Below are 22,672 nucleotides of genomic sequence, written 5' to 3'. Positions count from 1 at the left end.
CGGGGGTTCTGACCGACCGTCCGGGCGGGACGATAGCGGTAATCAGCTCTCGGCCTCTTCCTCGCCAAGCGCCTTGATGCTCAGGCGGATACGGCCCTGGCGATCCACCTCGAGGACTTTCACCCGCAGGTTCTGACCCTCGGCGAGCTCGTCGGAGACGCTCTCCACCCGCCGGTCCGAGATCTGCGAGATGTGCACCAGCCCATCGCGACCGGGGAGGATGTTCACAAAGGCGCCGAAATCCATCAACTTGATGACCTTGCCCTCATAGACCTGCCCGACTTCGACGTCGGCGGTCAGCAGCTCGATCCGGCGCCGGGCCTCCTCGCCAGCCGCCTTGTCCACCGATCCGATGGTGACCACGCCCTCATCGGTGATGTCGATGGTGGTGCCGGTCTCCTCGGTAAGCTGGCGGATGGTGGCGCCGCCCTTGCCGATGACGTCCCGGATCTTGTCCGGATCAATCCGCAGGGTGATCAGTCGCGGCGCGTAGGCGGACATCTCCTCGCGATGCTCGGCGATGACGCCGTTCATCTCGCCGAGGATATGCAAGCGCCCGTCGCGGGCCTGGCTCAGGGCCTGTTCCATGACCTCGCGGGTGATGCCATCGATCTTGATGTCCATCTGCAGCGCCGTCACACCACTATCGGTGCCGGCCACCTTGAAGTCCATGTCGCCGAGGTGATCCTCGTCACCGAGGATGTCGGTGAGCACGGCAAAGTCATCGCCTTCCTTGATCAGCCCCATGGCGATACCGGCCACCGGCGCCTTGATCGGTACGCCGGCGTCCATCAGCGACAGACTGGTCCCGCAGACCGACGCCATGGAACTCGAACCGTTGGACTCGGTGATCTCGGAGACCACGCGCACCACGTAGGGGCAGTCCTCGGGCTCTGGCATCACTGCCTGGACGCCGCGCTTGGCGAGCTTGCCGTGGCCGATCTCGCGGCGCTTGGGCGTGCCCATGAAGCCGGCCTCGCCGACGCTGTAGGGCGGGAAGTTGTAATGCAACATGAACGGCTCGCGGCGCTCGCCCTCAATGCCGTCGATGATCTGCGCATCGCGGCCGGTGCCGAGGGTCGTGACCACGATCGCCTGGGTCTCACCGCGGGTGAAGATCGCCGAGCCATGGGTACGCGGCAGCGACCCGACCTCGATGTCGATGGGCCGCACGCTCTGGTTGTCCCGCCCGTCGATGCGCCGCTCGCCGGCGAGGATCCGACCGCGAACGATGGTCTTCTCGAGGGCCTTGAACGCATCACTCACCGCTTCCGCGGACCAGCCATGCTCGCTGTCGTCGGCGGCGACCAACGCCGCGTTGACGGTCTCGCGCACACTGGCGACGGCCTCCTGCCGGGCCTGCTTGTCGGCCACGGCATAGGCGTCGGTCAGCGGCTTCTCGGCGTGCTCGCGCACCCGCTCGGCCAGCGTCTGGTCGGCCGTCTCCGGCGACCAGTCCCAGCGCGGCTTACCGGCCTCGGCCGCCAGCTCGTTGATGGCCGTGATGGCCGACTGCATCTGCTCGTGACCGAACAGCACCGCGTCGAGCATGGTCTGCTCGGGCAGCCGGTCGGCCTCGGACTCGACCATGAGAACACCCTGCTCGGTGCCCGCCACCACCAGGTCCAGTGCGGAGTCCTCGAGCTGCGAGATCGCCGGGTTGAGGACGAATCCGCCATCCCGATAACCGACGCGCGCGGCGCCGATGGGCCCGTCAAACGGAATGCCGCTGACCGCGAGCGCCGCCGAGGTGCCGATCAGTGCTGGGATGTCGGGATCGACCTCGGGGTTCATGGAAATCACCGTGGCGACGACCTGCACCTCATTGGTGAAGCCGTTGGGGAAGAGCGGCCGGATCGGCCGGTCGATCAGACGACAGACCAGGGTTTCCTTCTCGGACGGCCGGCCCTCGCGCTTGAAGAATCCGCCGGGGATCTTGCCCGCCGCGTAGGTCCGCTCCTGGTAGTTGACCGTGAGCGGCAGAAAGCTTCGTCCGGGCACGACTTCGCGCTTGCCGACGACCGTGACAAGGACAACGGTATCGGCCATGTTGACCATGACCGCCCCGCTCGCCTGCCGGGCAATCCTGCCGGTCTCGAGCGTGACGTTGTGTTCCCCGTATTGGAAAGATTTTTTGACGGCGGTTGGAGTCACTGAGTTTTATCCCCTGGTCTTCTGTGGAGCGGCTTACTTACGCAGGCCGAGTCGCTTGATCACCGTCTGATAGCGCTCGAGGCTCTTACGGTGGAGATAATCCAGCAGCTGCCGACGCTGATTGACGAGCTTGAGCAGCCCGCGGCGGGAGTGATGGTCCTGTTTATGGGTGGCGAAATGATCGGTGAGGTACTGGATCCGGGCGGTGAGAAGCGCGATCTGCACTTCCGGGGATCCGGTATCACCTTCCGCCCGCCCGTAATCACGGACGATCTCCTGCTTCTGCTGCGCGCTGAGCGACATCAATGACTCCTGAATGAAAAACTGATTAACAACAATTCGATATTCTATCCGTGGGGGCGTCGCTGAACAAGCAAACGCCGGGGCGCGACGCCGCGGTCGCCGGCGCGCTCACCCATGCCAAGAAAACCCTCCGCCTCGGCATAGACCCGGCAGAGCCCGGTCGGCGCCGTTTCGTCGGCCGCCAGGGCCACCGCCTGCCCCTGGCAGAAACGCGCCGATTCGCCGCTGGGGAGCGTCACCGCCGGATAACCGCGCAGTCCGCGGTCGGCCGGCAGGAGGCAGGCATCCAGCGCCTCGGAACCGCTCTGGTAACGCTGCTCAAGGGCGTCGAGGGTCCACATGCCAGCACCGTCGAAGGGCCCCAGTGCGGTGCGCCGCAGCGTTTCAATGTGGGCGCCGCAGCCCAGTGCCTCGCCGATATCGGCGGCGAGGCTGCGGATGTAGGTGCCCTTGGAGCAGCTGACCGTCAGCCGCAGCCGGTCGGCCTCGATCCACTCGCCGGTCAGCGAGTGAATGGTCACGGGCCGGGGCGCCCGCTCCACCGTCCGGCCCTCGCGGGCCAGCTCGTGCAGGCGACGCCCCTGATGCTTGAGTGCGGAGACCATGGGCGGGACCTGCTCGATGGGCCCGCGGAACCGCGCCAGCACCGATTCGAGGTAGCCCGCATCAACGGCGGGCACCGGCCGTTCATCCAGCGGCGTGCCGTCGGCATCGGCGCTGTCCGTGACCACCCCCAGGCGCACGGTCGCCACGTAGGCCTTGTCGGCATCCAGCAGCCAGCCACTGATCTTGGTGGCCTCACCGAAACACATCACCAGCAGTCCCGTGGCCAACGGATCGAGATTGCCGGTATGCCCCGCTTTGCGGGCGTCCAGCCAGCCGCTGACCCGTCTCAGGGTCTGATTGGAGGTCTGCCCGGCGGGCTTGTCCACCGTCAGGATCCCGTCCACCGCGCGGCCCCTGCGACGCCCCATCGCCCCGGGTCAGTCCGAATCCCGCGAGCCCGGCCCGTCATCCGGCTGGACATCGTCGATCAGGCGGTTGAGCCGCGCCCCCCGCTCGAAGGTGGGATCGTACTGAAAGCGCAGTGTGGGCACCTTGCGCAGGGTCAGTCGTTGTGCGAGCTGATGGCGCAGAAAGGCGCCGGCGCCGGTCAGCACCCGGACCATGTCGCGGGATTCATCGGCGTCCATCCCCAGACCGGTGACGAACACATCGGCGTAGGAAAAGTCGCGGCTGACCTGGACCTCCGAGACGGTGACCGACCCCACGCGGGGATCGCGGACCTCGTCCCGGATGAGCCCGGCCAGCTCGCGCTGGATCTGGTCGCCGACGCGGCGGGCCCGTGAGAAGTCCCGTGGCATCCCTAGAGGGTCCGCTCGACGGTGATGCGCTCGTAGCACTCGATCTGGTCACCGGCGCGCACGTCGTTGTAGTGCTTCACGCCGATGCCGCACTCGGTGCCCGACTGCACTTCGCGGACGTCGTCCTTGAAGCGGCGCAACGATTCGAGCTCGCCTTCGAACACCACCACGCTCTCGCGCAGCACCCGGATCGGGTTGCGACGCCGCACGACGCCGTCCACCACCAGGCAGCCGGCGATCTGGCCGAGCTGTGACGAGCGGAACACCTCGCGCACCTCGGCGGTGCCGATGATGTTCTCGCGGGTCTCCGGCTCAAGCATGCCGCTGATGGCATTGCGCAGCTGATCGATGGCGTCGTAGATGATGCTGTAGTAATGCGGCTTGACGTCGTTTTCCTGCGCCAGGCGCCGGGCCTTGGCATCGGCACGGACGTTGAAGCCGATCAGCAGGGCCTCGGAGGCGATCGCCAGGTTGACGTCGGACTCGTTGATCGCGCCGACGCCGGTGGCCACGGGCACGATGCGCACCTCGTCGGTGGACAGGTTGGCCAGCGACTGGGTCAGCGCCTCGACCGAGCCCTGCACGTCGCCCTTGATGACCAGATTGACGGTCTTCACCGCCTCGTCCTGCATCGAGTTGAACAGCTCGTCCATCTTGGCCGCCTTCTGCGCCTGCAGGCGCTTGTCGCGGCTCTTCTCGCGGCGCCGGTCCACCAGCTCGCGGGCCTTGCGCTCGTCCTCGACGGCGAGGACCTCGTCACCGGCTTCGGGCAGCCCCGAAAGCCCCAGGATGACCACCGGTGTCGATGGCCCCGCCGATTTCACGCGCTCGCCCCGCTCGTCGAGCATGGCGCGGACACGACCGAACTCGGTGCCCGAGATGATCGTATCGCCCTGCTCGAGGATGCCGTTCTGCACCAGGATGGTCGCCACCGGACCGCGGCCACGATCGAGGCTGGATTCCACCACCACGCCCGAGGCCGGGCAGTCGCGGACGGCCTTGAGCTCGAGGAGCTCCGCCTGCAGCGCCACCGCCTCGAGCAGTTCCTCGACGCCCTGGCCGTTGATCGCCGAGCAGGGAATGAACTGCGTATCGCCGCCCCATTCCTCGGGGACGACTTCCCGGGCCACCAGCTCGTTTTTGACGCGATCGGGATCGGCCTCCTCGCGGTCGATCTTGTTGACCGCCACCACCAGCGGTACACCGGCCGCACGGGCATGCTTCACCGCCTCTTCGGTCTGCGGCATGACGCCGTCATCGGCCGCCACCACCAGGATGACCACGTCGGTGACCTGCGCCCCGCGGGCCCGCATGGCGGTGAACGCCTCGTGACCGGGCGTATCGAGGAAGGTCAGATCGCCCCGCTCGGAGTGCACCCGATAGGCACCGATGTGCTGGGTGATGCCGCCCGCCTCGCCGGATGCCACTTTGGCACGCCGGATGTAGTCGAGCAGGGTCGTCTTGCCGTGGTCGACATGGCCCATGATGGTCACCACCGCCGAACGCGGTTCCTCGGTGCCCTCGGGCTCGGTGGTCTGACTGAGCACCTCGTCCTCGAGGTCGTCCTCGCGCACGATGTGCGGGCGATGCCCCAGCTCTTCGACCAGCAGGACGGCCGTGTCCTGATCGATCGCCTGGTTGATGGTGGCCATCACACCCTGCTTCATCATTTCCTTGATCAGGTCCGCCGCCTTGACGCTCATGCGCTGGGCGAGATCGCCCACGGTAATGTTCTCGGGCACCTGGACATCACGCACCACCGGCGCGGTGGGCTTTTCAAACCCCTGCTGGAGTGCCGAGCTCGCTGCACCAGCGGCGCCGCCCTTGCGCGCCCGCCGGCCACCGGACTCGGCCTTCTTGCGCGCCTTGCCCTTGCCGCGCGACGCCTTGCGGGCGGCCCGCTCCTCGGCCTCCCGCTCACGCTTGGCCTCGGCCTCGAGGCGCTTGCGCTCCTTGTCGTCCTCGATTTCCTTGTTGCGCGCCGCTTCCGACTCGGTCTTCTGCGTCTGCGCCTCGAGATCGGCCGGCGACTGGGCCGGCTCAGCGGCGGTTTCGCTGCCGGCGGTCGCAGACTCGGCGTCGGCCGCGGTGCCACCCTCGGCGGCGCGCGCCTCGGCCTCGGCGGCTTCCGCCGCCTCGCGGGCCTGCCGATCGGCCTCGGCCTGGGCCGCCGCGTCGGCCTGGCGCTGGGCCTCGGCCTGACGCGCTTCCTCGGCGGCCGTCACGTCCTGCTGGAGGACACGCTCGAGCACCTGGACATCCTGCTCGGCGGCCTCGGCCTCGACCACGCTGCGCTTGACGTAGGTCCGCTTCTTGCGCACCTCCACGTTCACGGTCCGCCCGGCGCCGGCGCCGCGGCTGCCCCGCGGACTGCGCCGCTCACCGCCGCCCGAGGGCATCTTGAGTTGACTGTGACTGCGCCGCTTGAGGGTGATCTGCGACGGTCCACCGTCTTCGCTGTCATCGCGCCGACCGTGGGTCTTGCGGATATGCTCGAGCAACGCGGACTTGTCCGCATCGGAGAGCGTCGCGTCGGGATCATCGCTGGCCAGCCCCGCCTCGCGGAGCTGGATCAGCACCCGATCCAGCGGCACGCCCGTCCTGTCTGCAAAATCCCGGACTGTGCTCTGCGCCATATTCAATACCTCCGTCCCGGCTTTACCGAGATTAGTCCTGACCCTCGCCGGCGTCGGCGAACCAGGGCTCTCGGGCCTTCATGATCAGCGCTCCTGCGCGCTCCGCATCAAGACCTTCAATATCACTTACATCATCCACCGACTGCTCGGCCAGGTCCTCCATGGTCTGGATTCCCCGCGCGGCGAGCTGCTCGGCGACGGCCGTGTCCATACCCTCAAGCCCGAGCAGGTCCTCAGCCGGCGCCTCCGCCGCTGCGGCCTCGGCTTCACGCTCGGCCAGCACGTCGCGGGCGCGCTGCCGCAGTGCGTTGACGAGGTCTTCGTCGAAGCCCTCGATCTCGAGCAGCTCGACCACCGGTACATAGGCGATTTCCTCGAGACTCGAGAAGCCCTCCTCGACCAGCAGCCCGGCCAGATCCTCGTCCACATCCAGCGACTGGGCGAATCGATCGACCAGCTCCGCCGCCTCGGACTCGCTCTTGGCCTCCGCCTCGGAAGCGGTCATGACGTTGAGCTCCCAACCGGTCAGCTCACTGGCGAGGCGGACGTTCTGCCCACCACGACCGATGGCCTGGGAGAGCTGATCCTCGCCCACGGCGATATCCATGCTATGGCGATCCTCATCGACGACGATGGACTCCACCTCGGCCGGTGCCATCGCGTTGATGACGAACTGGGCGGGATTCTCGTTCCACAGGATGATGTCGATGCGCTCACCGGAGAGTTCGTTGGACACGGCCTGCACGCGCGAGCCACGCATCCCCACACACGCCCCCACCGGGTCGATGCGGCTGTCCAGCGCATTCACCGAGATCTTGGCGCGCAGGCCCGGGTCGCGGGCGGCGCCCAATATGTCGAGCAGCTCCTGGCCCACCTCGGGTACCTCGAGCTTGAACAGTTCGACGAGAAACTCCGGTGCCGAGCGGCTGGCGAACAGCTGCGGCCCACGGGCCTCTTCACGCACCTCGCGAAGCCAGGCCCGCAGTCGGTCGCCGGGGCGCACCGCCTCCCGCGGGATCATCTCCTCGCGGGGGATGAACGCCTCGGCATTACTGCCCAGATCCAGAAACACGTTGCCCCGCTCGACGCGCTTGACCACGCCCGAGATCAGCTCACCCGTGCGGTCGCGGTAGGCCTCCACCACCTTCGCGCGTTCCGCGTCGCGGACCCGCTGGACGATCACCTGCTTGGCGGTCTGCGCGGCGATACGGCCGAACTCCACGGACTCCAGCGGCTCCTCGATGGTGCCGCCCACCTCGACCTCGGGGTCGATGGCACGGGCCTCGCTGAGCGTCAGCTGCTGATCGGGATACTCCTGCTCGGCGTCATCCTCGACCACCTCCCAGACACGGAATGTCTCGTAATCGCCCGTGCGCCGATTGACCGAGACCCGGGCACCGATCTCGCCCTCATGGCGCTTCTGCGTTGCCGAGGCAAGGGCGGCCTCGATGGCCTGGAAGATCACTTCCTGCTCGACACCCTTCTCGTTTGCGATCGCGTCGACCACCAGCAGAATTTCCTTGCTCATCGTCTACCGTTCTCCGATTGGATTACGCCGCGGCTTACGGCTCCAGCTCAATATGTGCATTGTCGATGGCCTCCAGCGGCACGACCCGGCGGCCGTCCTCGGACGCCACCGCCACGCCCCCGTCGGTCAGCCCCTCAAGTCGACCGCTGATCCGGCGCTGCCCGTCGATCCGCTCGCGAAGCCGCAGACGCACTGTCTCGCCGGCGAACCGCTGGTAATCGGAGGACTTGAAGACCGGGCGATCGAGCCCGGGAGAAGAGACCTCGAGGTGATAGTCCCCGGCAATGGGGTCTTCCACGTCGAGCACCCCACTGACCTGATGGCTGACCCGGGCGCAGTCATCGACGGTGATGCCCGCCGGAGCGTCGATGAATACGCGCAGACAGGCATCGCGCCGGCCGGGCTGAAACTCCAGGCCGACACATTCGTAGCCCAGTCCTTCGATGACCGGCTCAAGCAGTTCAGTAACGTGTTCGGGCGCTTTCATGTCTGTTCGTATCCGGTCCCTGCCGGAACAAAAAATGGGCCCGAGGCCCATTTCAACGCCGGCTGTCGCCACTGCAACACCGGCAAAAAAAAAGGCCGCAAGCGGCCTTCTCGAAGATGCCTAATTGGTAGCGGGGGCAGGATTTGAACCTGCGACCTTCGGGTTATGAGCCCGACGAGCTACCGGACTGCTCCACCCCGCAACCGACTCTGAGAATGTTAGACGCTCCGATCGCATTTTTCAAGACTCGCGACGCCGCCCGCGACGCTGAAGCCGGCGGCGAAGATCGTGATGGTAGATGAATCCCGGCAGCGCGAAGACCGCGAACAGCGACAGGTTCATGACCCAGAACTCCCAGCCCTGCGCCTGCAGCTGTCCCTGGGTGCGGTATTCAAGCCCCGCGGCGATGAGTCCGACCAGACAGAACAGCAGCAGCCATTCCACCAGCCGGATCCATTCCGACTTACCGCGTGCGGGCGGCGTCCCGACGAACGCCACCCGCTCGCTCATCCAGGGCAGGTTGGCGGCGATAATGGCCACCACCAACAACGCGATGATCGCTGTCTGCGTCGCCATCGTCGGGTCAGAGCCCCAACGCGATCCGGCAGATTTCAATCAGCCGGTCCGGGAACAGCCCAAGCAGCAGGATGGCGCCGCCGTTCAGCGCGACGATGGCCCGCTGGCCGGCGGGCGCTTCGATCGGCACTGGCGACTCGAGCCGATCAAAGTACACCGCCTTGAGCACCCGCAGGTAATAGAACGCCCCGATGACGGCGAACACGACCGCTACCACCGCCAGCCATATCATGCCGGTGTCGATGAGCGACTGCAGCACCAGCCACTTGGCATAGAATCCCACCGTGCCGGGGATGCCGGTCATTGAGAACATGAGCAGCAGCATGACCAGCGCGAAGCCGCTATGGCGGTCGTTGAGCCCCCGCATGTCGTCAATCATCTCCGCCTCGAACCCGCGCCGCGAGAGCAGGATGATCATCCCGAAAGCGCCACTGGCCATGATCCCGTAGCTGATCGCATAGAACAGCGCCGCCGAATAGCCCTCGGGCGTCCCGGCGATCAGGCCGAGGAACAGAAAGCCGATATGCGAGATCGTGGAGTAGGCCAGCATGCGCTTGAAGTTGGTCTGCACCAGCGCGAACAGGTTGCCGACCGCCAGCGACCCGACCGCCAGCAGCACCGCCATTGCCTGCCACTGATCATGCAGATCGCCCAGCCCGTCCACCAGCAGACGGAGGAACAGCGCCAGCGCCGCGATCTTGGGCGCGGTGCCCAGGAATGCCGTGGCCGAGGTCGGCGCGCCCTGATAGACGTCCGGCAGCCACATGTGAAAAGGCGCGGCACCAAACTTGAAGGCGACCCCCACCAGCGCGAAGGTCATGCCGAAGGCCATGAGCAGCAGATTATCGCCGGCCGCCGCGTGACTGGCGATGGTGTCGATCAGCAGACTGCCGGAAGCGCCGTAGATCATCGACATGCCATAGAGCATCATCCCCGACGACAGCGCACCCAGGACGAAGTATTTCATCGCCGCCTCGGCACCGATGCGGCTGTCACGGTCGAAGGCGACCATGGCATAGAGACTGAGCGAGAGCATCTCGAGCCCGACATACAGGACCAGCAGGCTGCTGGCCGATGCCATGACGAACATGCCCAGATTGGCGATCAGCGCCAGCAGGTAGAACTCGCCCTTGAGCAGATCGCGCTGGCGCAGGTAATCACGACTGTAGCCAAGAGTGACCATGGACAGACCGGCCACCGTCACCTTGAGCACCGCGGCGAGGCTGTCACTGACGTACATGCCATTGAAGGTGATCGCCCGCTCCATACCCCAGTGGGTGTAGAGCGCGAGACCGATGGCCCCCAGCAGCGTCAGCTGGGTCAGAAAGAACGCAAGCCGGCTCTGCTGGCTGCGGTCGAACAGATCGGCGATCAGCACGACACAGACCATCACCCCCAGCCAGATCTCCGGGGCGGCCATCGCGAATTGCGGCATTTCGAAATTCATTATCGTCCTCTGGCCTGCATACTAGAGAGCGGGCATCACGATGCCCAGAAGCGCTTCCAGCGAAGGCGCCATGACATTGATCAGGGGGGCCGGATACACGCCGAAGAACAGCACCACACCCACCAGGCTGCCGAGCAGCAGGCGCTCACGCGCATTGATGTCGCGCAGCTCATCCACCTGCGTGTTCCTGACCTGGCCATAGACCACGCGCTTGATCATCCACAGGCTGTAGGCGGCGCCCAGAATGAGGGTCAGCCCGGCGATGGCCGCATACCAGAAACCCGCCTGGAAGCTTGCGAGGATCACCATGAATTCACCGACGAACCCCGAGGTGCCCGGCAGCCCGGCATTGGCCATCGCAAAGAACACGAACAACCCGGCAAACACCGGCATGCGGTTGGCCACCCCGCCATAGTCGGCGATACGCCGGGTGTGCATGCGGTCATAGAGCACACCGACACACAGGAACATCGCCGCCGACACGAAGCCGTGCGAAATCATCTGCACCAGCCCGCCCTCAAGCGCCAGCAGCGCGCCATCGCGGGTGCCCTCGCCGGCCACGATGCGGAAGATCAGGAAGAACGCCAGAGTGACGAAGCCCATGTGGGCGATGGATGAGTAGGCGATGAGTTTTTTCAGATCCTCCTGCACCATCGCCACCAGGCCGATGTAGACCACCGCGATCAGCGACAGCCCGATCAGCAGCCAGTCCAGCGCCATGCTGGCCTCGGGCGCGATCGGCAGACTGAAGCGGAGGAAGCCGTAACCACCGATCTTGAGCGTGATCGCCGCGAGGATCACCGAGCCGCCGGTGGGGGCCTCGACGTGCGCGTCGGGCAGCCAGGTGTGAACCGGGAACATCGGCACCTTGACCGCGAAGGCGGCCAGGAACGCCAGAAAGATCAGCACCTGGGCTGCGAACGGCAGCCCCAACCCATAGAAATCCTCGATGGCAAAGCTGCCCGCCTGGCCGCGCAGGTAGATCAGCGCGACCAGCATCATCACCGATCCGAGGAAGGTGTAGAGAAAGAACTTGAGGGTCGCGTAGATGCGGTTCGGCCCACCCCAGATGCCGATGATCAGGAACATCGGAATGAGCATGGCCTCGAAAAAGACGTAGAACAGCAGCGCATCGAGGGCACTGAACACGCCGATCATGATGCCTTCCATGATCAGAAAGGCGGCCAGGTACTGGGCGGGTTTGTAGCGCACCACCTCCCAGGCCGCTATCACCACCAGAAGCGTCGAGAAGGCGGTCAGCACCACCAGCGGCATCGAGATGCCGTCGACGCCCAGGTAATACTCGATGCCGAAGGACTCGATCCACGGCGCCCGTTCAACAAACTGCATGCCGGCGACGCCGGTCTCGAAGCCAAACCACAGCACCAGCCCCAGGATGAGGGTGAGCCCGGCGACCGCCAGCGCCGACCAACGGGCCCGATCCGCGTTATCGCGCCCCGTCCACAGGACGACCGCGCCGCCCAGGATCGGCAGCCAGATCAACAGGCTCAGCAAAGGCCAACCTCCCAACATGTTCAGAACCACCCCCGCCAGCTACCCACGAACACCGTCAGCAGAACCAGCAGGCCGACAATCATCACGAAGGCATAGTGATAGAGAAAACCCGTCTGCCCGCCCCGCAGCGCCGTGGCAAGCCGCCCGACGGTGCGCGCGGTGCCATTGACGATGACACCGTCAATCAGCCCCTGATCGCCACCGCGCCACAGGGCCCGGCCGAGCAGGCGCCCGCCGCCGGCGAATACGGTGTTGTAGACGTCATCGAAGCCGTATTTGCGCTTGAGCACCCGCACCGCCAGGGACAGCCGCGCGTTGATGGCAGGCAGCAGATCGGGCCGCTTGAGATACAGGAACCACGCCAGTACCGCGCCGGCAACGGCCAGCCAGAACGCCGGATTGACGGCCGCATGCAGGCCGAAGGCGAATGGCCCATGGAAGCTCTTCGCCTTTTCGGCCAGCACGTCGTTGGCGGGCGCCACCTGGATCGCCGAGCCGAAGAAGTCCCCGAACAGCAGCGGCTCGATGGTGAAGTACCCCAGCACCACCGACGGGATCGCCAGCGCCACCAGCGGCCATTCCATCACCGGCAGCACGTACCGGGGCAGCTGCTTGATGTGCTCCTTGGCATGGGGATCAATCCGCTCCTCGCCCCAGAACACCAGAAAGTACAGGCGGAAGCTGTAGAGCGCGGTAATGAACACGCCCAGTAGCACCGCCCAGTAGGCGAAGCCGGCCCCGAAGCGGTCGGCGAGATGCACCGCCTCGATAATGGCGTCCTTGGAGTAGTACCCCGAGAAGAACGGCGTCCCGACCAGCGCCAGCGTCCCCAGCAGCATGGTGATGTGGGTGACCGGCAGATAACGGCGCAGGTTGCCCATGCGGCGCATGTCCTGCTCATGGTGCAGGGCGACGATGACCGCGCCCGCCCCCAGGAACAGCAGCGCCTTGAAAAACGCGTGGGTCATGACGTGGAACACGCCGGCGGCGTAGGCCGACGCGCCCAGGCCGACGAACATATAGCCCAGCTGCGAGAGCGTGGAGTAGGCGATCACCCGTTTGATGTCGGTCTGCACCAGCCCGACCAGCCCCATGAACAGGGCGGTGACCGCGCCCAGGATGAGCACCACCGACAGCGCCACGTCCGAGAGTTCGAACAGCGGCGAGAGCCGCGCCACCAGGAAGATGCCGGCGGTCACCATGGTGGCGGCGTGGATCAGGGCCGAGATGGGCGTGGGGCCCTCCATGGAATCGGGCAGCCAGACATGCAGCGGCACCTGCGCGGATTTGCCCATGGCCCCGATGAACAGCAGGATCGCCGCGACGGTGGCCACCAGCGCCTCGGTACCGAACAGCGTCATGGTCTGATCCGGCGCGGCGGCCGCGGCCGTGAAGACCTGAGCGTAATCCAGGCTGCCGTAGTAGGTCAGCACCGCGGCAATCCCCAGCAGAAACCCGAAGTCACCCACCCGGTTGACGAGAAACGCCTTGAGGTTGGCGAAGATCGCCGTTTCCTTCTGGTACCAGAAGCCGATGAGCAGGTAGGACACCAGACCGACCGCTTCCCAGCCAAAGAAAAGCTGCAGGAAGTTGTTGGCCATCACCAGCATGAGCATCGAGAAGGTGAACAGATTGATGAAGCTGAAAAACCGCGCGTAACCGGCGTCGTCGTACATGTAGCCGATGGTGTAGACGTGGACCGCCAGCGACACCGTGGTCACCACCACCATCATCAGCGCGGTCAGGCGATCGACCAGAAACCCGACCTCGAGGTTGAGACCGCCGACCAGCGCCCATTGATAGAGCGATTCATTGAAAACGCCGACACCGCCCCAGACATGCTGATAGAGGACCACCAGCGACAGCAGCGCCGACACCGCCACCGCCCCCACGGTCAGGCGGTGCGCGTTCTTCCAGCCGATGCGCCTGCCGGCAAGCCCGGCCACTGCGGCGCCGAACAGCGGCGCCAGCACGATAAGCAGATAGATCGACTTCATTCCCTAACCCCGCATGGTATCCAGGTCGGCGACATTGATGGTGCTCCGGTTGCGGAACAGCACCACGAGAATCGCCAGGCCGATGGCCGACTCCGCCGCCGCGACGGTGAGGATGAAGAACACGAACACCTGGCCGTGGATATCACCGAGGAAATGCGAGAAGGCGATGAAGTTGAAGTTCACAGCGAGCAGAATGAGCTCGATGGACATGAGCAGGACGATGGCGTTCTTCCGGTTGAGAAAGATGCCCGCCATGCCAATGGAAAACAGCAGTGCGCTGAGGACCAGATAGTCGGAGAGCGCTAACATGTAAGCCCCGGTTGTTGTTATGAGTCGGAATCGCGTTCGCTTGGCATCCGCACCATCCGCAGCCGATCGGCCTTCCGGGTGCGGACCTGCGCGGCAATGTCCTGATGCTTGGTATCACCCCGTCGCCGGTGGGTGAGCATGATGGCCGCGATGATCGCCAGCAGCAGCACGATCGCCGCCAGCTCGAACGGATACACGTAGACGGTATAGAGCACGCTGCCGAGCAGGCGGATGTTATTGCCGTCCAGCGCCCCGCCGGCCGTCGCCTGCTGCGCGGGCTCCAGATCGATCACGCCGGCGCCGATCACCAGCAGCATCTGCAGGACCATCACCAGCCCCACCAGGACCCCCAGCGGCAGGTAGCGCGCGAACCCCTCGCGCATCACCGACAGGTTGATGTCGAGCATCATGACCACGAACAGGAACAGCACCATGACCGCCCCGACGTACACGAGCACGAGTGCGATACCCAGAAACTCCGCCTCGATGAGCAGCCACAGCGCGGCGCTGCTGAAAAACGCCAGCACCAGGGACAGCGCGGAGTGCACCGGGTTGCGGGCGGTCACCACCAGCGTCGCCGCCAGCAGCAGGATCGCCGCGAAAAAATAGAATATCGCTTTCTCAATCACGTCGTGCCCCTACCCCCCCTGAGGCTTATCGATATGGTGCGTCGGCGGCGCGGTCCTTGAACAGCTGGCCTTCGTACTTGTCGCCGACCGCGAGGAGATCCTGCTTGGTCATGATCTGCTCGCCGCGCTCCTCGAAATGGTACTCGTGAATGCGCGTCTCGACGATGGAATCCACCGGGCAGGACTCTTCGCAGAAGCCGCAGTAGATGCACTTGAAAAGATCGATGTCGTAGCGCGTGGTCCGACGGGTGCCGTCCTCGCGCTGCTCGGAATCAATGGTGATCGCCAGCGCCGGGCAGACCGCCTCGCAGAGCTTGCAGGCGATGCAGCGCTCCTCGCCATTGGGATACCGGCGCAGCGCGTGCAGACCGCGGAACCGCGGCGACTGCGGCGCCTTCTCCTCGGGGTATTCGAGCGTGTACTTGGCCTCGAACAGGTGCCGACCGGTCAACCGCATGCCCTTGAGCAGTTCGGTCAGCATGAACGTGCCGAAAAATTCCTTCACTGACTGCATGGTTGCCTACCTACCTATGAAAACCACGGACCGACCTCTCCCAGGCTGAGGCCCGCAACAACAATCAGCCAGACCACGGTGACCGGAATGAGCACTTTCCAGCCCAGCCGCATGATCTGGTCGTAGCGATACCGCGGGAACGTACCCCGGAACCAGATGTACAGGAACAGGAACAGGCACACCTTGAGCAGGAACCAGACCAGTCCCGGCACCCAGCCGAACAGCGGCCCCAGCAGCGGCAGTCCCTCGAACGGCGAATACCACCCGCCCAGGAACAGAATGGCCGCAAGTCCCGATATCAGGATCATGTTCGCATATTCGGCCAGGAAAAAGATGGCGAAGGCCATCCCGGAGTACTCCACGTGGAAGCCGGCGACGATCTCCGACTCGCCCTCGGCCACGTCGAAGGGCAGACGGTTGGTCTCCGCCACCCCTGAAATCCAGTAAACGACGAACAGCGGCAGCAGGGGCAGCCAGAACCAGTTCCAGAATGGCCCCTGCTGCGCCTGGATGATCTCGCCCATGTTGAGGCTGCCCGCCGCCATCAGCACGCCGACCAGCGCGAAGCCCATGGCGATCTCGTAGGACACCACCTGTGCGCCGGCCCGAAGAGCACCGAGCAGGGCGTATTTGGAGTTGGAGGCCCAGCCGGCCAGGATGATGCCGTAGACCCCCATGGAGGTCATGGCCAGCACGTAGAGCAGACCGGCATTCACATTAGCGATGACCAGTCCGTCGGCCAGCGGCAGAACAGCCCAGGCCGCCAGCGCCGGCATGATCGAGAGCATGGGTGCGAGCACGAACAGAAAGCGGTTGGCGTTTTGCGGCAGCACCACCTCTTTCATCAGCAGCTTGAGGGCATCGGCAAACGGCTGCAGCAGGCCATGCCAACCGACCCGGTTGGGGCCCCGCCGCAGCTGCATCGAGCTGATGACCTTGCGCTCGGCATAGGTCATGTACGCCACCGCCAGGAACAGCGGCACGATCAGCGCCACGATCTTGGCGGTAATCCAGCTCAACTCGATCAATGCGTTCATGCCGCGGCTCCGTCCGCCACCACCTCGATGGCTCCCATCAGCGCACCCAGACCGGCGCTGCCTTCGACGCCCGCCGGAATCCAGACACTGCCCGCCGGCACGGCGTCGCTGACCGCCACCGGCAGCCGCCGGGCCGCACCCGACTGGCGGACATGGACGGCATCGTCCTCGGAGACACCGAGACGCCCGGCGTCCACCGGATTCATTACTGCCCGTGCCGGGGCCGCATGATCGGTCTGCTGCAGCGAGGCGGCATGCCGGGTCAGCGGATCCACGCCGAACATCGCCGGATAGCCGATGCGGGTGAGCTCACTCGGGGCCGGCGTCTGCGCCGCGATGGGTGCTGACGGCCGGGCGACCCCCGTGCCTTCGGACAGGCGCTGGAGCTCGTGATGGATCTCATCCGGGGCCTGGTAGTTGAAGCCCTCAAGGTCCAGCACGTTGCCCAACACCCGCAGGAGCCGCCAGGCCGGCCGGGCATCGCCCTGCGGATAGCCGACGCCGGCGAAGGTCTGCCAGCGGCCCTCGGCGTTGACCAGCGTGCCAGCGGTCTCGCCCAGCGTCGCGATTGGCAGCAGCACATCGGCGTGCTCGCGCAGCGCGGGGCTGTCATAGGCCGACAGGGCCACCACGGCCTCGGCCCCGGCGAGCGCCCGAGTGGCCGTTTCACCGTCAAAGAAGTCGTGCTCAGGCTCGACATTCATCAGGATATAGCCCTGACGGGGCGTCGCGAGCATCGCCGCGGCATCCAGGCCGTCAGTGGCTTCGCCGGTGGCCGTGCGACCCGGCACGGCCCCCGCCAGCCAGGCACCCGCCGTGTTGGCGCCCGGCGTCAGCTCGCCGTAATCGGCACCAGTGAGGCGCGCGATTTCCGCCGCCAGGTAGCGCAGCTCGGCGCCGGCCGGATGGCTGTCAGCCAGACCGCCCAGAAGCAGGGCGCGCCGGCCATCGCCGACCAGCGCCGCCGCGATGTGTCGGGCGGGTTCGTCGGCCTCGGCCGTGCCCAGCCACTGCTCGAGTCCGGCGGGTTCATCCACCCCGCGGAGCGCCGCCGCGGCCCGTGCGACACCCGCCAATGCCCGGGGCATGGCGTCCGCCGGGACCACCTGCTCCACGCCGAGCGGCAGATTCCAGTCGAAGGCCCGCGGGTTGAGCACCATGACCTCGGCGCCATTGCGGGCGGCCTTACGCAGGCGGTGGTTGATCAGCGGCTGTTCATGGCGCGGATAGCCGCCGATGACGAATGCCGCGTCCAGATTCTCGAGGTCGGCGACGGGCGTTTCGAGCCCGGCGAATCCGGCCGTCTCGATCCCGTCGCGGAAGTCGCCGCGGCGCAGCCGCGCGTCGATGTTGTGGCTGCCCATGGCCCGGACGATCCGGCCCAGCAGATACATCTCCTCGAGCGTCGACGACGGCGATACCAGCGCCCCGAGCGCCTCGGGGCCATGACGCTCAACGCTGTCCCGCAGGTGATTGGCCGCCGCCTCGATGGCGGTCTGCCAGTCGACGCTCTGCCATTCGCCGTTCTCGCGGATCTGCGGGGTGGCAAGCCGGGCATCGCTGTAGATGCCCTCATACGAGAACCGGTCGCGGTCGCTGATCCAGCACTCGTTGATCGCTTCGTTGTCGCGCGGGACCACGCGTTTGACCGTGCCGCGGACCTGGTGGAGATCGATGTTCGAACCCTGGCAGTCGTGCGGTGCGATGCTCGAGTGACTGAGCATTTCCCAGGCCCGGGCGGTGTAGCGATACGGGCGCGATGTCAGGGCTCCCACCGGGCACAGATCGATGATGTTACCGGACAGTTCCGAGTGCACACCGCTGCCCACCAGGGTGCTGATCTCGGTGTGCTCACCACGGTACATCGCCCCCAGCTCAGAGGTGCCGGCGACTTCATCGAGAAACCGCACGCAGCGCGTGCAGTGGATGCAGCGGGTCATCTCGGTGGCGACCAGCGGCCCCAGGTTTTCATCCTTGACCACGCGTTTACGCTCGGAGAAGCGCGAAACGCTGCGGCCATAGCCCAGCGCCAGATCCTGCAGCTCGCACTCGCCGCCCTGATCACAGATCGGGCAGTCGAGAGGATGGTTGATGAGCAGAAACTCCATCACGCCGCGCTGCGCCTTGAGCGCCCGCTCGGAGGTGGTCTGCACGACCATGCCGTCCGCCACGGCCGTAATGCAGGCCGGCAGCGGCTTGGGCGCCTTGCGGCCGTTCATCTCCACATCCACCAGGCACATCCGGCAGTTGGCCGGCGCCGACAGTTTGCTGTGGTAGCAAAAGCGCGGGATGTCGATGCCATGCTCGTCGGCGACGGAGATCAGCGAGGCCCCCTTGAGCGCCTCGATGGACTGGCCGTCGATGGTGACGTTGACCGTCTCGGGGTTCTGGGTCTTGACTTCTGCGCTCATGCGGCCGCCTCGACAATGGAACGCTTGTGTTCGATGTAGTGTTCAAACTCGTGACGCCAGTGCTTGAGCACGCCCTGCACCGGCCAGGCCGACGCCTCGCCAAAGGCGCAGATGGTGTGGCCAGCGATCTGCCCGGCCGCCGAGTCCAGGAGCTCCAGGTCCTCCGGACGACCGTGCCCTTCGTAGATGCGCTTGATCACCCGGTACATCCAGCCGGTGCCCTCGCGGCACGGCGTGCACTGACCACAGGATTCGGCGTAGTAGAAGCGGCTGATGCACATCAGCGCCCGCACCATGTCGGTGGTCTCGTCCATGACCACCACACCGCCCGAGCCCAGTGCCGAGCCGGCCTCCATGAGGGCATCGTAGTCCATGGTCAGCTCCATCATCTGATCACCGGGGATCATCGGCATCGATGACCCGCCGGGGATGACGGCCTTCAACCGCCGGCCCTTCCAGACGCCGCCGGCCATGGCCAGCAGATCACTGAATGGCGTCCCCAGCGGCACCTCGAAATTGCCGGGGTTCTCGACGTGGCCCGACACCGAGAAGATCTTCATCCCGCCATTGTTGGGCTTGCCCAGCTCGAGGAACCAGTCCGCACCGTTGCGCATGATCGACGGTACCGAGGCGATGGTCTCGGTGTTGTTGATCGTGGTCGGACGGCCATAGATACCTGACTGGGCCGGGAATGGCGGCTTATTGCGCGGCATGCCCTTCTTGCCCTCGATGGACTCCATGAGCGCCGACTCCTCGCCGCAGATGTAGGCACCGGCGCCGACGTAGTTGTAGACCTCGAAATTGACCCCCGAGCCGAGGATATCGCGGCCCAGATAGCCAGCCTCGCGGGCTTCCCGCACGGCCTGCTCCATCCGCTCATTGGGCTCACGGATGAACTCGCCACGCATGTAGTTGTAGGCCACTTCCACGCCCATGGCATAGCCCGCTATGATCATGCCCTCGATCAGGGCGTGCGGGTTGTAGCGCAGGATGTCGCGATCCTTGCAGGTCCCCGGCTCAGACTCATCGGAGTTGACCAGAAGGTATTTGGTGCCGGGGGCGTTGCGCGGCATGAAGCTCCACTTGATGCCGGCCGGGAACCCCGCACCGCCACGGCCGCGCAGGTTGGCGGACTTCACCGTCTCGATGATGTCTTCTTGGCTGATGCCGTCGCGGAGCACCCGCTCCAGCGCTTCGTAGCCGCCGATGGCCCGGTAGTTCTCGAGGGTCCACGGCTCGTCGAATTGCAGTGTCGTGTAGCAGACGTTGGTCATGGCTACTCCAGATCGTCGAGGATCCGATCGACCTTCTCAGGCGTCAAATCCGTGTAAAACACCTCATCCACCAGCATCATGGGCGCGCTGCGGCAGGCTGCCAGGCATTCTTCCTCGCGTTTGAGGGTGATGCGGCCGTCACTGGTGGTTTCGCCAAGGCTGATTCCCAGCTTTTTCTCGACATGCTCGACGATCTCATCCGACCCCCGGAGCATGCAGGAAATGTTGGTACATATATTGACCCGGTGACGGCCACCGGGTTCGACCTCGAACATGCCGTAGAAGGTGCCCACTTCGTAGACCCGGGCCGGCGCCATGCCGAGGTACTCCGCCACCGCGTCCATCCGCCCGCGGGGCAGCCAGCCGGTGTTGTGCTGCACCACATGCAGCGCCGGAATCACGGCCGACCGGCGCCCCTCGGGGGTGTCAGGAAACTGTGCCAGCCAGCGGTCGATTTCCTCGCGCTCGGGCGCAGTCAGTTCATGCTGATCCGGGCTCTCGGCTGTGCTCACCGGTCCACCTCTCCAAAAACGATATCCATGGTTCCCATCACCGTGACGACGTCTGCAAGCATGTGGCCGCGGACCATTTCGTCCATGGCCGACATGTGGGCGAAACCCGGGGCGCGCAGCTTGAGCCGATAGGGCTTGTTGGCCCCGTCGGAGACGATGTACGCGCCAAATTCGCCCTTGGGCGCCTCGACCGAGGCATAGACCTCGCCGGGCGGTGTGCAGTAGCCCTCAGTGAACAGTTTGAAGTGATGGATGAGCGACTCCATGTCGTCTTTCATCTCTTCGCGGCTCGGCGGCACTACCTTGTGATCGCCCAGGATGACCGGGCCGTCGTTGCGCCGCAGCCAATCGGCACACTGGCGGATGATCCGCACCGACTGACGCAGCTCTTCCATGCGCACCAGGTACCGGTCATAGCAGTCGCCGTTGGTGCCCACGGGGATATCGAAGTCCATGCGGTCGTAGACCTCGTAGGGCTGCTTGCGGCGCAGATCCCACTCGACCCCCGAGCCACGCAGCATGGGCCCGGTAAAGCCGAGCTGCAGGGCCCGCTCGGGCGGGACCACGGCCACGTCCACCAGGCGCTGCTTCCAGATGCGGTTGTCGGTAAGCAGGGTATCGATCTCGTCAATGGTGCCCGAGAACCGGTCGCAGAACGCCTCGATGAAGTCGAGCATGCTGCCTTCGCGATCGGCATTCATGCGCTTGAGGTCCTTGTCGCTGCGATACTCCGAGTCGCGGTATTTGGGCATACGCGCCGGCAGATCGCGGTAGACACCGCCGGGCCGGTAGTAGGTGGCGTGCATCCGCGTCCCGCTGACCGCCTCGTAGCAGTCCATCAGCTCCTCGCGCTCCTTGAACGCATAGAGGAAGACGGTCATGGCGCCCACATCCAGCCCGTGCGCGCCGATCCACAGCAGGTGATTGAGGATCCGGGTGATCTCATCGAACATCGTGCGGATGTACTGGGCCCGCTCCGGCGGTTTGATCCCCAGCAGCTTCTCGATGGCGAGCACGTAGGCATGCTCGTTGCACATCATCGACACGTAATCGAGCCGGTCCATGTAGCCGATGCTCTGGTTGAACGGCTTGGTCTCGGCGAGTTTTTCGGTGGCGCGGTGCAGCAGGCCGATGTGCGGGTCGGCATGGCGGACCACCTCGCCGTCCATTTCGAGCACCAGACGCAGTACGCCGTGGGCGGCCGGATGCTGGGGGCCGAAATTGACGGTGTAACTACTGATCTCAGGCATCGGGGGCCTCCTGCTTGGAGGGGTCGGCGTAGCGGTTGTCGTCGCGGATCACCCGCGGCACCAGCACACGCGGCTGAATGGAGACCGGCTCATAGACCACTCGACCCCGGTTTTCGTCGTACCGCACTTCGACATTGCCGATCAGCGGAAAGTCCTTGCGGAACGGATGGCCGACAAAACCGTAGTCAGTCAGGATCCGGCGCAGGTCGGGATGCCCGTTGAAGATGACCCCGAACAGATCGAACGCCTCGCGCTCCTGCCAGTTGGCCGATGCATAGAGCGGCACGATGGAATCGAGCATGGGCAGATCATCATCGGCGGCAAAACAGCGCACCCGCAGGCGATGGTTATGGCTGACCGACAGCAGATGATAGACCGCCGCAAAGCGGCGCCCGGTGCTCTCACGGACCGGCTGGACGCCGTAGATGCCGGTCAGCCCCAACCGCCCGGTGCTGAAGCCATCGACGCCCCGGCTGAAGCCGGTGTTGGTGGCCTCTTCGGTGATCCACTCATCCTGCCCGTAGGCCGCGTAGTCGACGCCGGCGATGTCCAGCAGCTGGCTGAAAGCCAACCCGGGCTCGTCGCGCAGGGTCTGCATGGCCGCATAGAGATCGCCGGGGGCGACTTCGATTTCCGCCTCGCGGTATTCGCAGCGGCTGGCGACGACCTGGTCACCCAGCGATGAACGGACCTGTTCGAGCACCTTGTCAGCCGTCAGGGCCATGGCGA

20 protein-coding genes and 1 tRNA gene are annotated in these 22,672 nt (G+C 65.5%); all 21 read right to left on the bottom strand.

All coding sequences use genetic code 11. The annotated features are described in order from the left end of the window. Positions 1-42 precede the first annotated feature (42 nt). The 21 genes from pnp to BBH56_RS02355 all read right to left on the bottom strand — a co-directional run bounded on the left by pnp (position 43) and on the right by BBH56_RS02355 (position 22,667). On the bottom strand, positions 43-2,154 hold the full coding sequence (gene pnp / locus BBH56_RS02455; protein WP_148121801.1) for a polyribonucleotide nucleotidyltransferase: 2,112 nt from the start codon (positions 2,152-2,154) through the stop codon (positions 43-45). A 33-nt stretch (positions 2,155-2,187) separates the two neighbouring features. Then, a complete protein-coding gene (gene rpsO, locus BBH56_RS02450) occupies positions 2,188-2,457 on the bottom strand; it encodes a 30S ribosomal protein S15 (protein WP_110883082.1) in 270 nt (89 codons plus the stop codon). A gap of 44 nt (positions 2,458-2,501) precedes the next feature. Continuing rightward, positions 2,502-3,431, bottom strand: coding sequence for a tRNA pseudouridine(55) synthase TruB (truB, locus tag BBH56_RS02445; RefSeq protein ID WP_148121800.1), 930 nt, complete (start codon positions 3,429-3,431; stop codon positions 2,502-2,504). Positions 3,432-3,440: 9 nt separating this feature from the next. Then, positions 3,441-3,821, bottom strand: a complete 381-nt coding sequence (rbfA, locus tag BBH56_RS02440) for a 30S ribosome-binding factor RbfA (protein WP_148121799.1) — start codon at positions 3,819-3,821, stop codon at positions 3,441-3,443. A 2-nt stretch (positions 3,822-3,823) separates the two neighbouring features. Next, on the bottom strand, positions 3,824-6,457 hold the full coding sequence (gene infB / locus BBH56_RS02435) for a translation initiation factor IF-2 (RefSeq protein WP_110883085.1): 2,634 nt from the start codon (positions 6,455-6,457) through the stop codon (positions 3,824-3,826). A 31-nt stretch (positions 6,458-6,488) separates the two neighbouring features. Beyond that, positions 6,489-7,985, bottom strand: a complete 1,497-nt coding sequence (gene nusA / locus BBH56_RS02430) for a transcription termination factor NusA (RefSeq protein WP_110883086.1) — start codon at positions 7,983-7,985, stop codon at positions 6,489-6,491. A gap of 34 nt (positions 7,986-8,019) precedes the next feature. Beyond that, positions 8,020-8,472: a ribosome maturation factor RimP gene (rimP, locus tag BBH56_RS02425; protein ID WP_110883087.1), complete on the bottom strand. Its 453-nt coding sequence runs from the start codon at positions 8,470-8,472 to the stop codon at positions 8,020-8,022. 125 nt (positions 8,473-8,597) lie between these two features. Continuing rightward, a tRNA-Met gene (locus BBH56_RS02420) sits at positions 8,598-8,674 on the bottom strand. A 38-nt stretch (positions 8,675-8,712) separates the two neighbouring features. Continuing rightward, on the bottom strand, positions 8,713-9,048 hold the full coding sequence (locus BBH56_RS02415; RefSeq protein WP_144347675.1) for a DUF2818 family protein: 336 nt from the start codon (positions 9,046-9,048) through the stop codon (positions 8,713-8,715). 7 nt (positions 9,049-9,055) lie between these two features. Further along, positions 9,056-10,495, bottom strand: coding sequence for an NADH-quinone oxidoreductase subunit NuoN (gene nuoN, locus BBH56_RS02410; protein WP_148121798.1), 1,440 nt, complete (start codon positions 10,493-10,495; stop codon positions 9,056-9,058). A gap of 21 nt (positions 10,496-10,516) precedes the next feature. Beyond that, a complete protein-coding gene (locus BBH56_RS02405; RefSeq protein ID WP_144347676.1) occupies positions 10,517-12,028 on the bottom strand; it encodes an NADH-quinone oxidoreductase subunit M in 1,512 nt (503 codons plus the stop codon). 2 nt (positions 12,029-12,030) lie between these two features. After that, positions 12,031-14,007, bottom strand: coding sequence for an NADH-quinone oxidoreductase subunit L (nuoL, locus tag BBH56_RS02400; protein WP_144347677.1), 1,977 nt, complete (start codon positions 14,005-14,007; stop codon positions 12,031-12,033). Between the two features lie 3 nt (positions 14,008-14,010). Beyond that, on the bottom strand, positions 14,011-14,316 hold the full coding sequence (gene nuoK, locus BBH56_RS02395; RefSeq protein WP_144347678.1) for an NADH-quinone oxidoreductase subunit NuoK: 306 nt from the start codon (positions 14,314-14,316) through the stop codon (positions 14,011-14,013). Between the two features lie 17 nt (positions 14,317-14,333). Next, the gene (locus BBH56_RS02390) at positions 14,334-14,942 is read right to left on the bottom strand and encodes an NADH-quinone oxidoreductase subunit J (RefSeq protein ID WP_148122716.1); all 609 of its coding nucleotides are present in this window, start codon (positions 14,940-14,942) and stop codon (positions 14,334-14,336) included. 28 nt (positions 14,943-14,970) lie between these two features. After that, positions 14,971-15,459, bottom strand: coding sequence for an NADH-quinone oxidoreductase subunit NuoI (nuoI, locus tag BBH56_RS02385; RefSeq protein WP_144347679.1), 489 nt, complete (start codon positions 15,457-15,459; stop codon positions 14,971-14,973). Between the two features lie 14 nt (positions 15,460-15,473). After that, a complete protein-coding gene (nuoH, locus tag BBH56_RS02380) occupies positions 15,474-16,496 on the bottom strand; it encodes an NADH-quinone oxidoreductase subunit NuoH (protein WP_144347680.1) in 1,023 nt (340 codons plus the stop codon). Then, the gene (nuoG, locus tag BBH56_RS02375) at positions 16,493-18,907 is read right to left on the bottom strand and encodes an NADH-quinone oxidoreductase subunit NuoG (protein ID WP_148121797.1); all 2,415 of its coding nucleotides are present in this window, start codon (positions 18,905-18,907) and stop codon (positions 16,493-16,495) included. Before nuoG ends, nuoH begins: the two co-directional genes overlap by 4 nt. Then, a complete protein-coding gene (nuoF, locus tag BBH56_RS02370) occupies positions 18,904-20,181 on the bottom strand; it encodes an NADH-quinone oxidoreductase subunit NuoF (RefSeq protein WP_110883096.1) in 1,278 nt (425 codons plus the stop codon). The genes nuoG and nuoF overlap by 4 nt, the downstream gene beginning before the upstream one ends. 2 nt (positions 20,182-20,183) lie before the next feature. Next, the gene (locus BBH56_RS02365; protein WP_148121796.1) at positions 20,184-20,693 is read right to left on the bottom strand and encodes an NADH-quinone oxidoreductase subunit NuoE family protein; all 510 of its coding nucleotides are present in this window, start codon (positions 20,691-20,693) and stop codon (positions 20,184-20,186) included. Further along, positions 20,690-21,943: an NADH-quinone oxidoreductase subunit D gene (locus BBH56_RS02360; protein WP_110883098.1), complete on the bottom strand. Its 1,254-nt coding sequence runs from the start codon at positions 21,941-21,943 to the stop codon at positions 20,690-20,692. Before BBH56_RS02360 ends, BBH56_RS02365 begins: the two co-directional genes overlap by 4 nt. After that, positions 21,936-22,667: an NADH-quinone oxidoreductase subunit C gene (locus tag BBH56_RS02355; RefSeq protein WP_148121795.1), complete on the bottom strand. Its 732-nt coding sequence runs from the start codon at positions 22,665-22,667 to the stop codon at positions 21,936-21,938. The genes BBH56_RS02360 and BBH56_RS02355 overlap by 8 nt, the downstream gene beginning before the upstream one ends. Between the last annotated feature and the right edge of the window lie 5 nt (positions 22,668-22,672).

This window comes from Spiribacter roseus (assembly GCF_002813635.1).
Classification (GTDB): Bacteria; Pseudomonadota; Gammaproteobacteria; order Nitrococcales; family Nitrococcaceae; genus Spiribacter; species Spiribacter roseus.
This window is presented reverse-complemented; position numbering and strand designations above follow the sequence as displayed.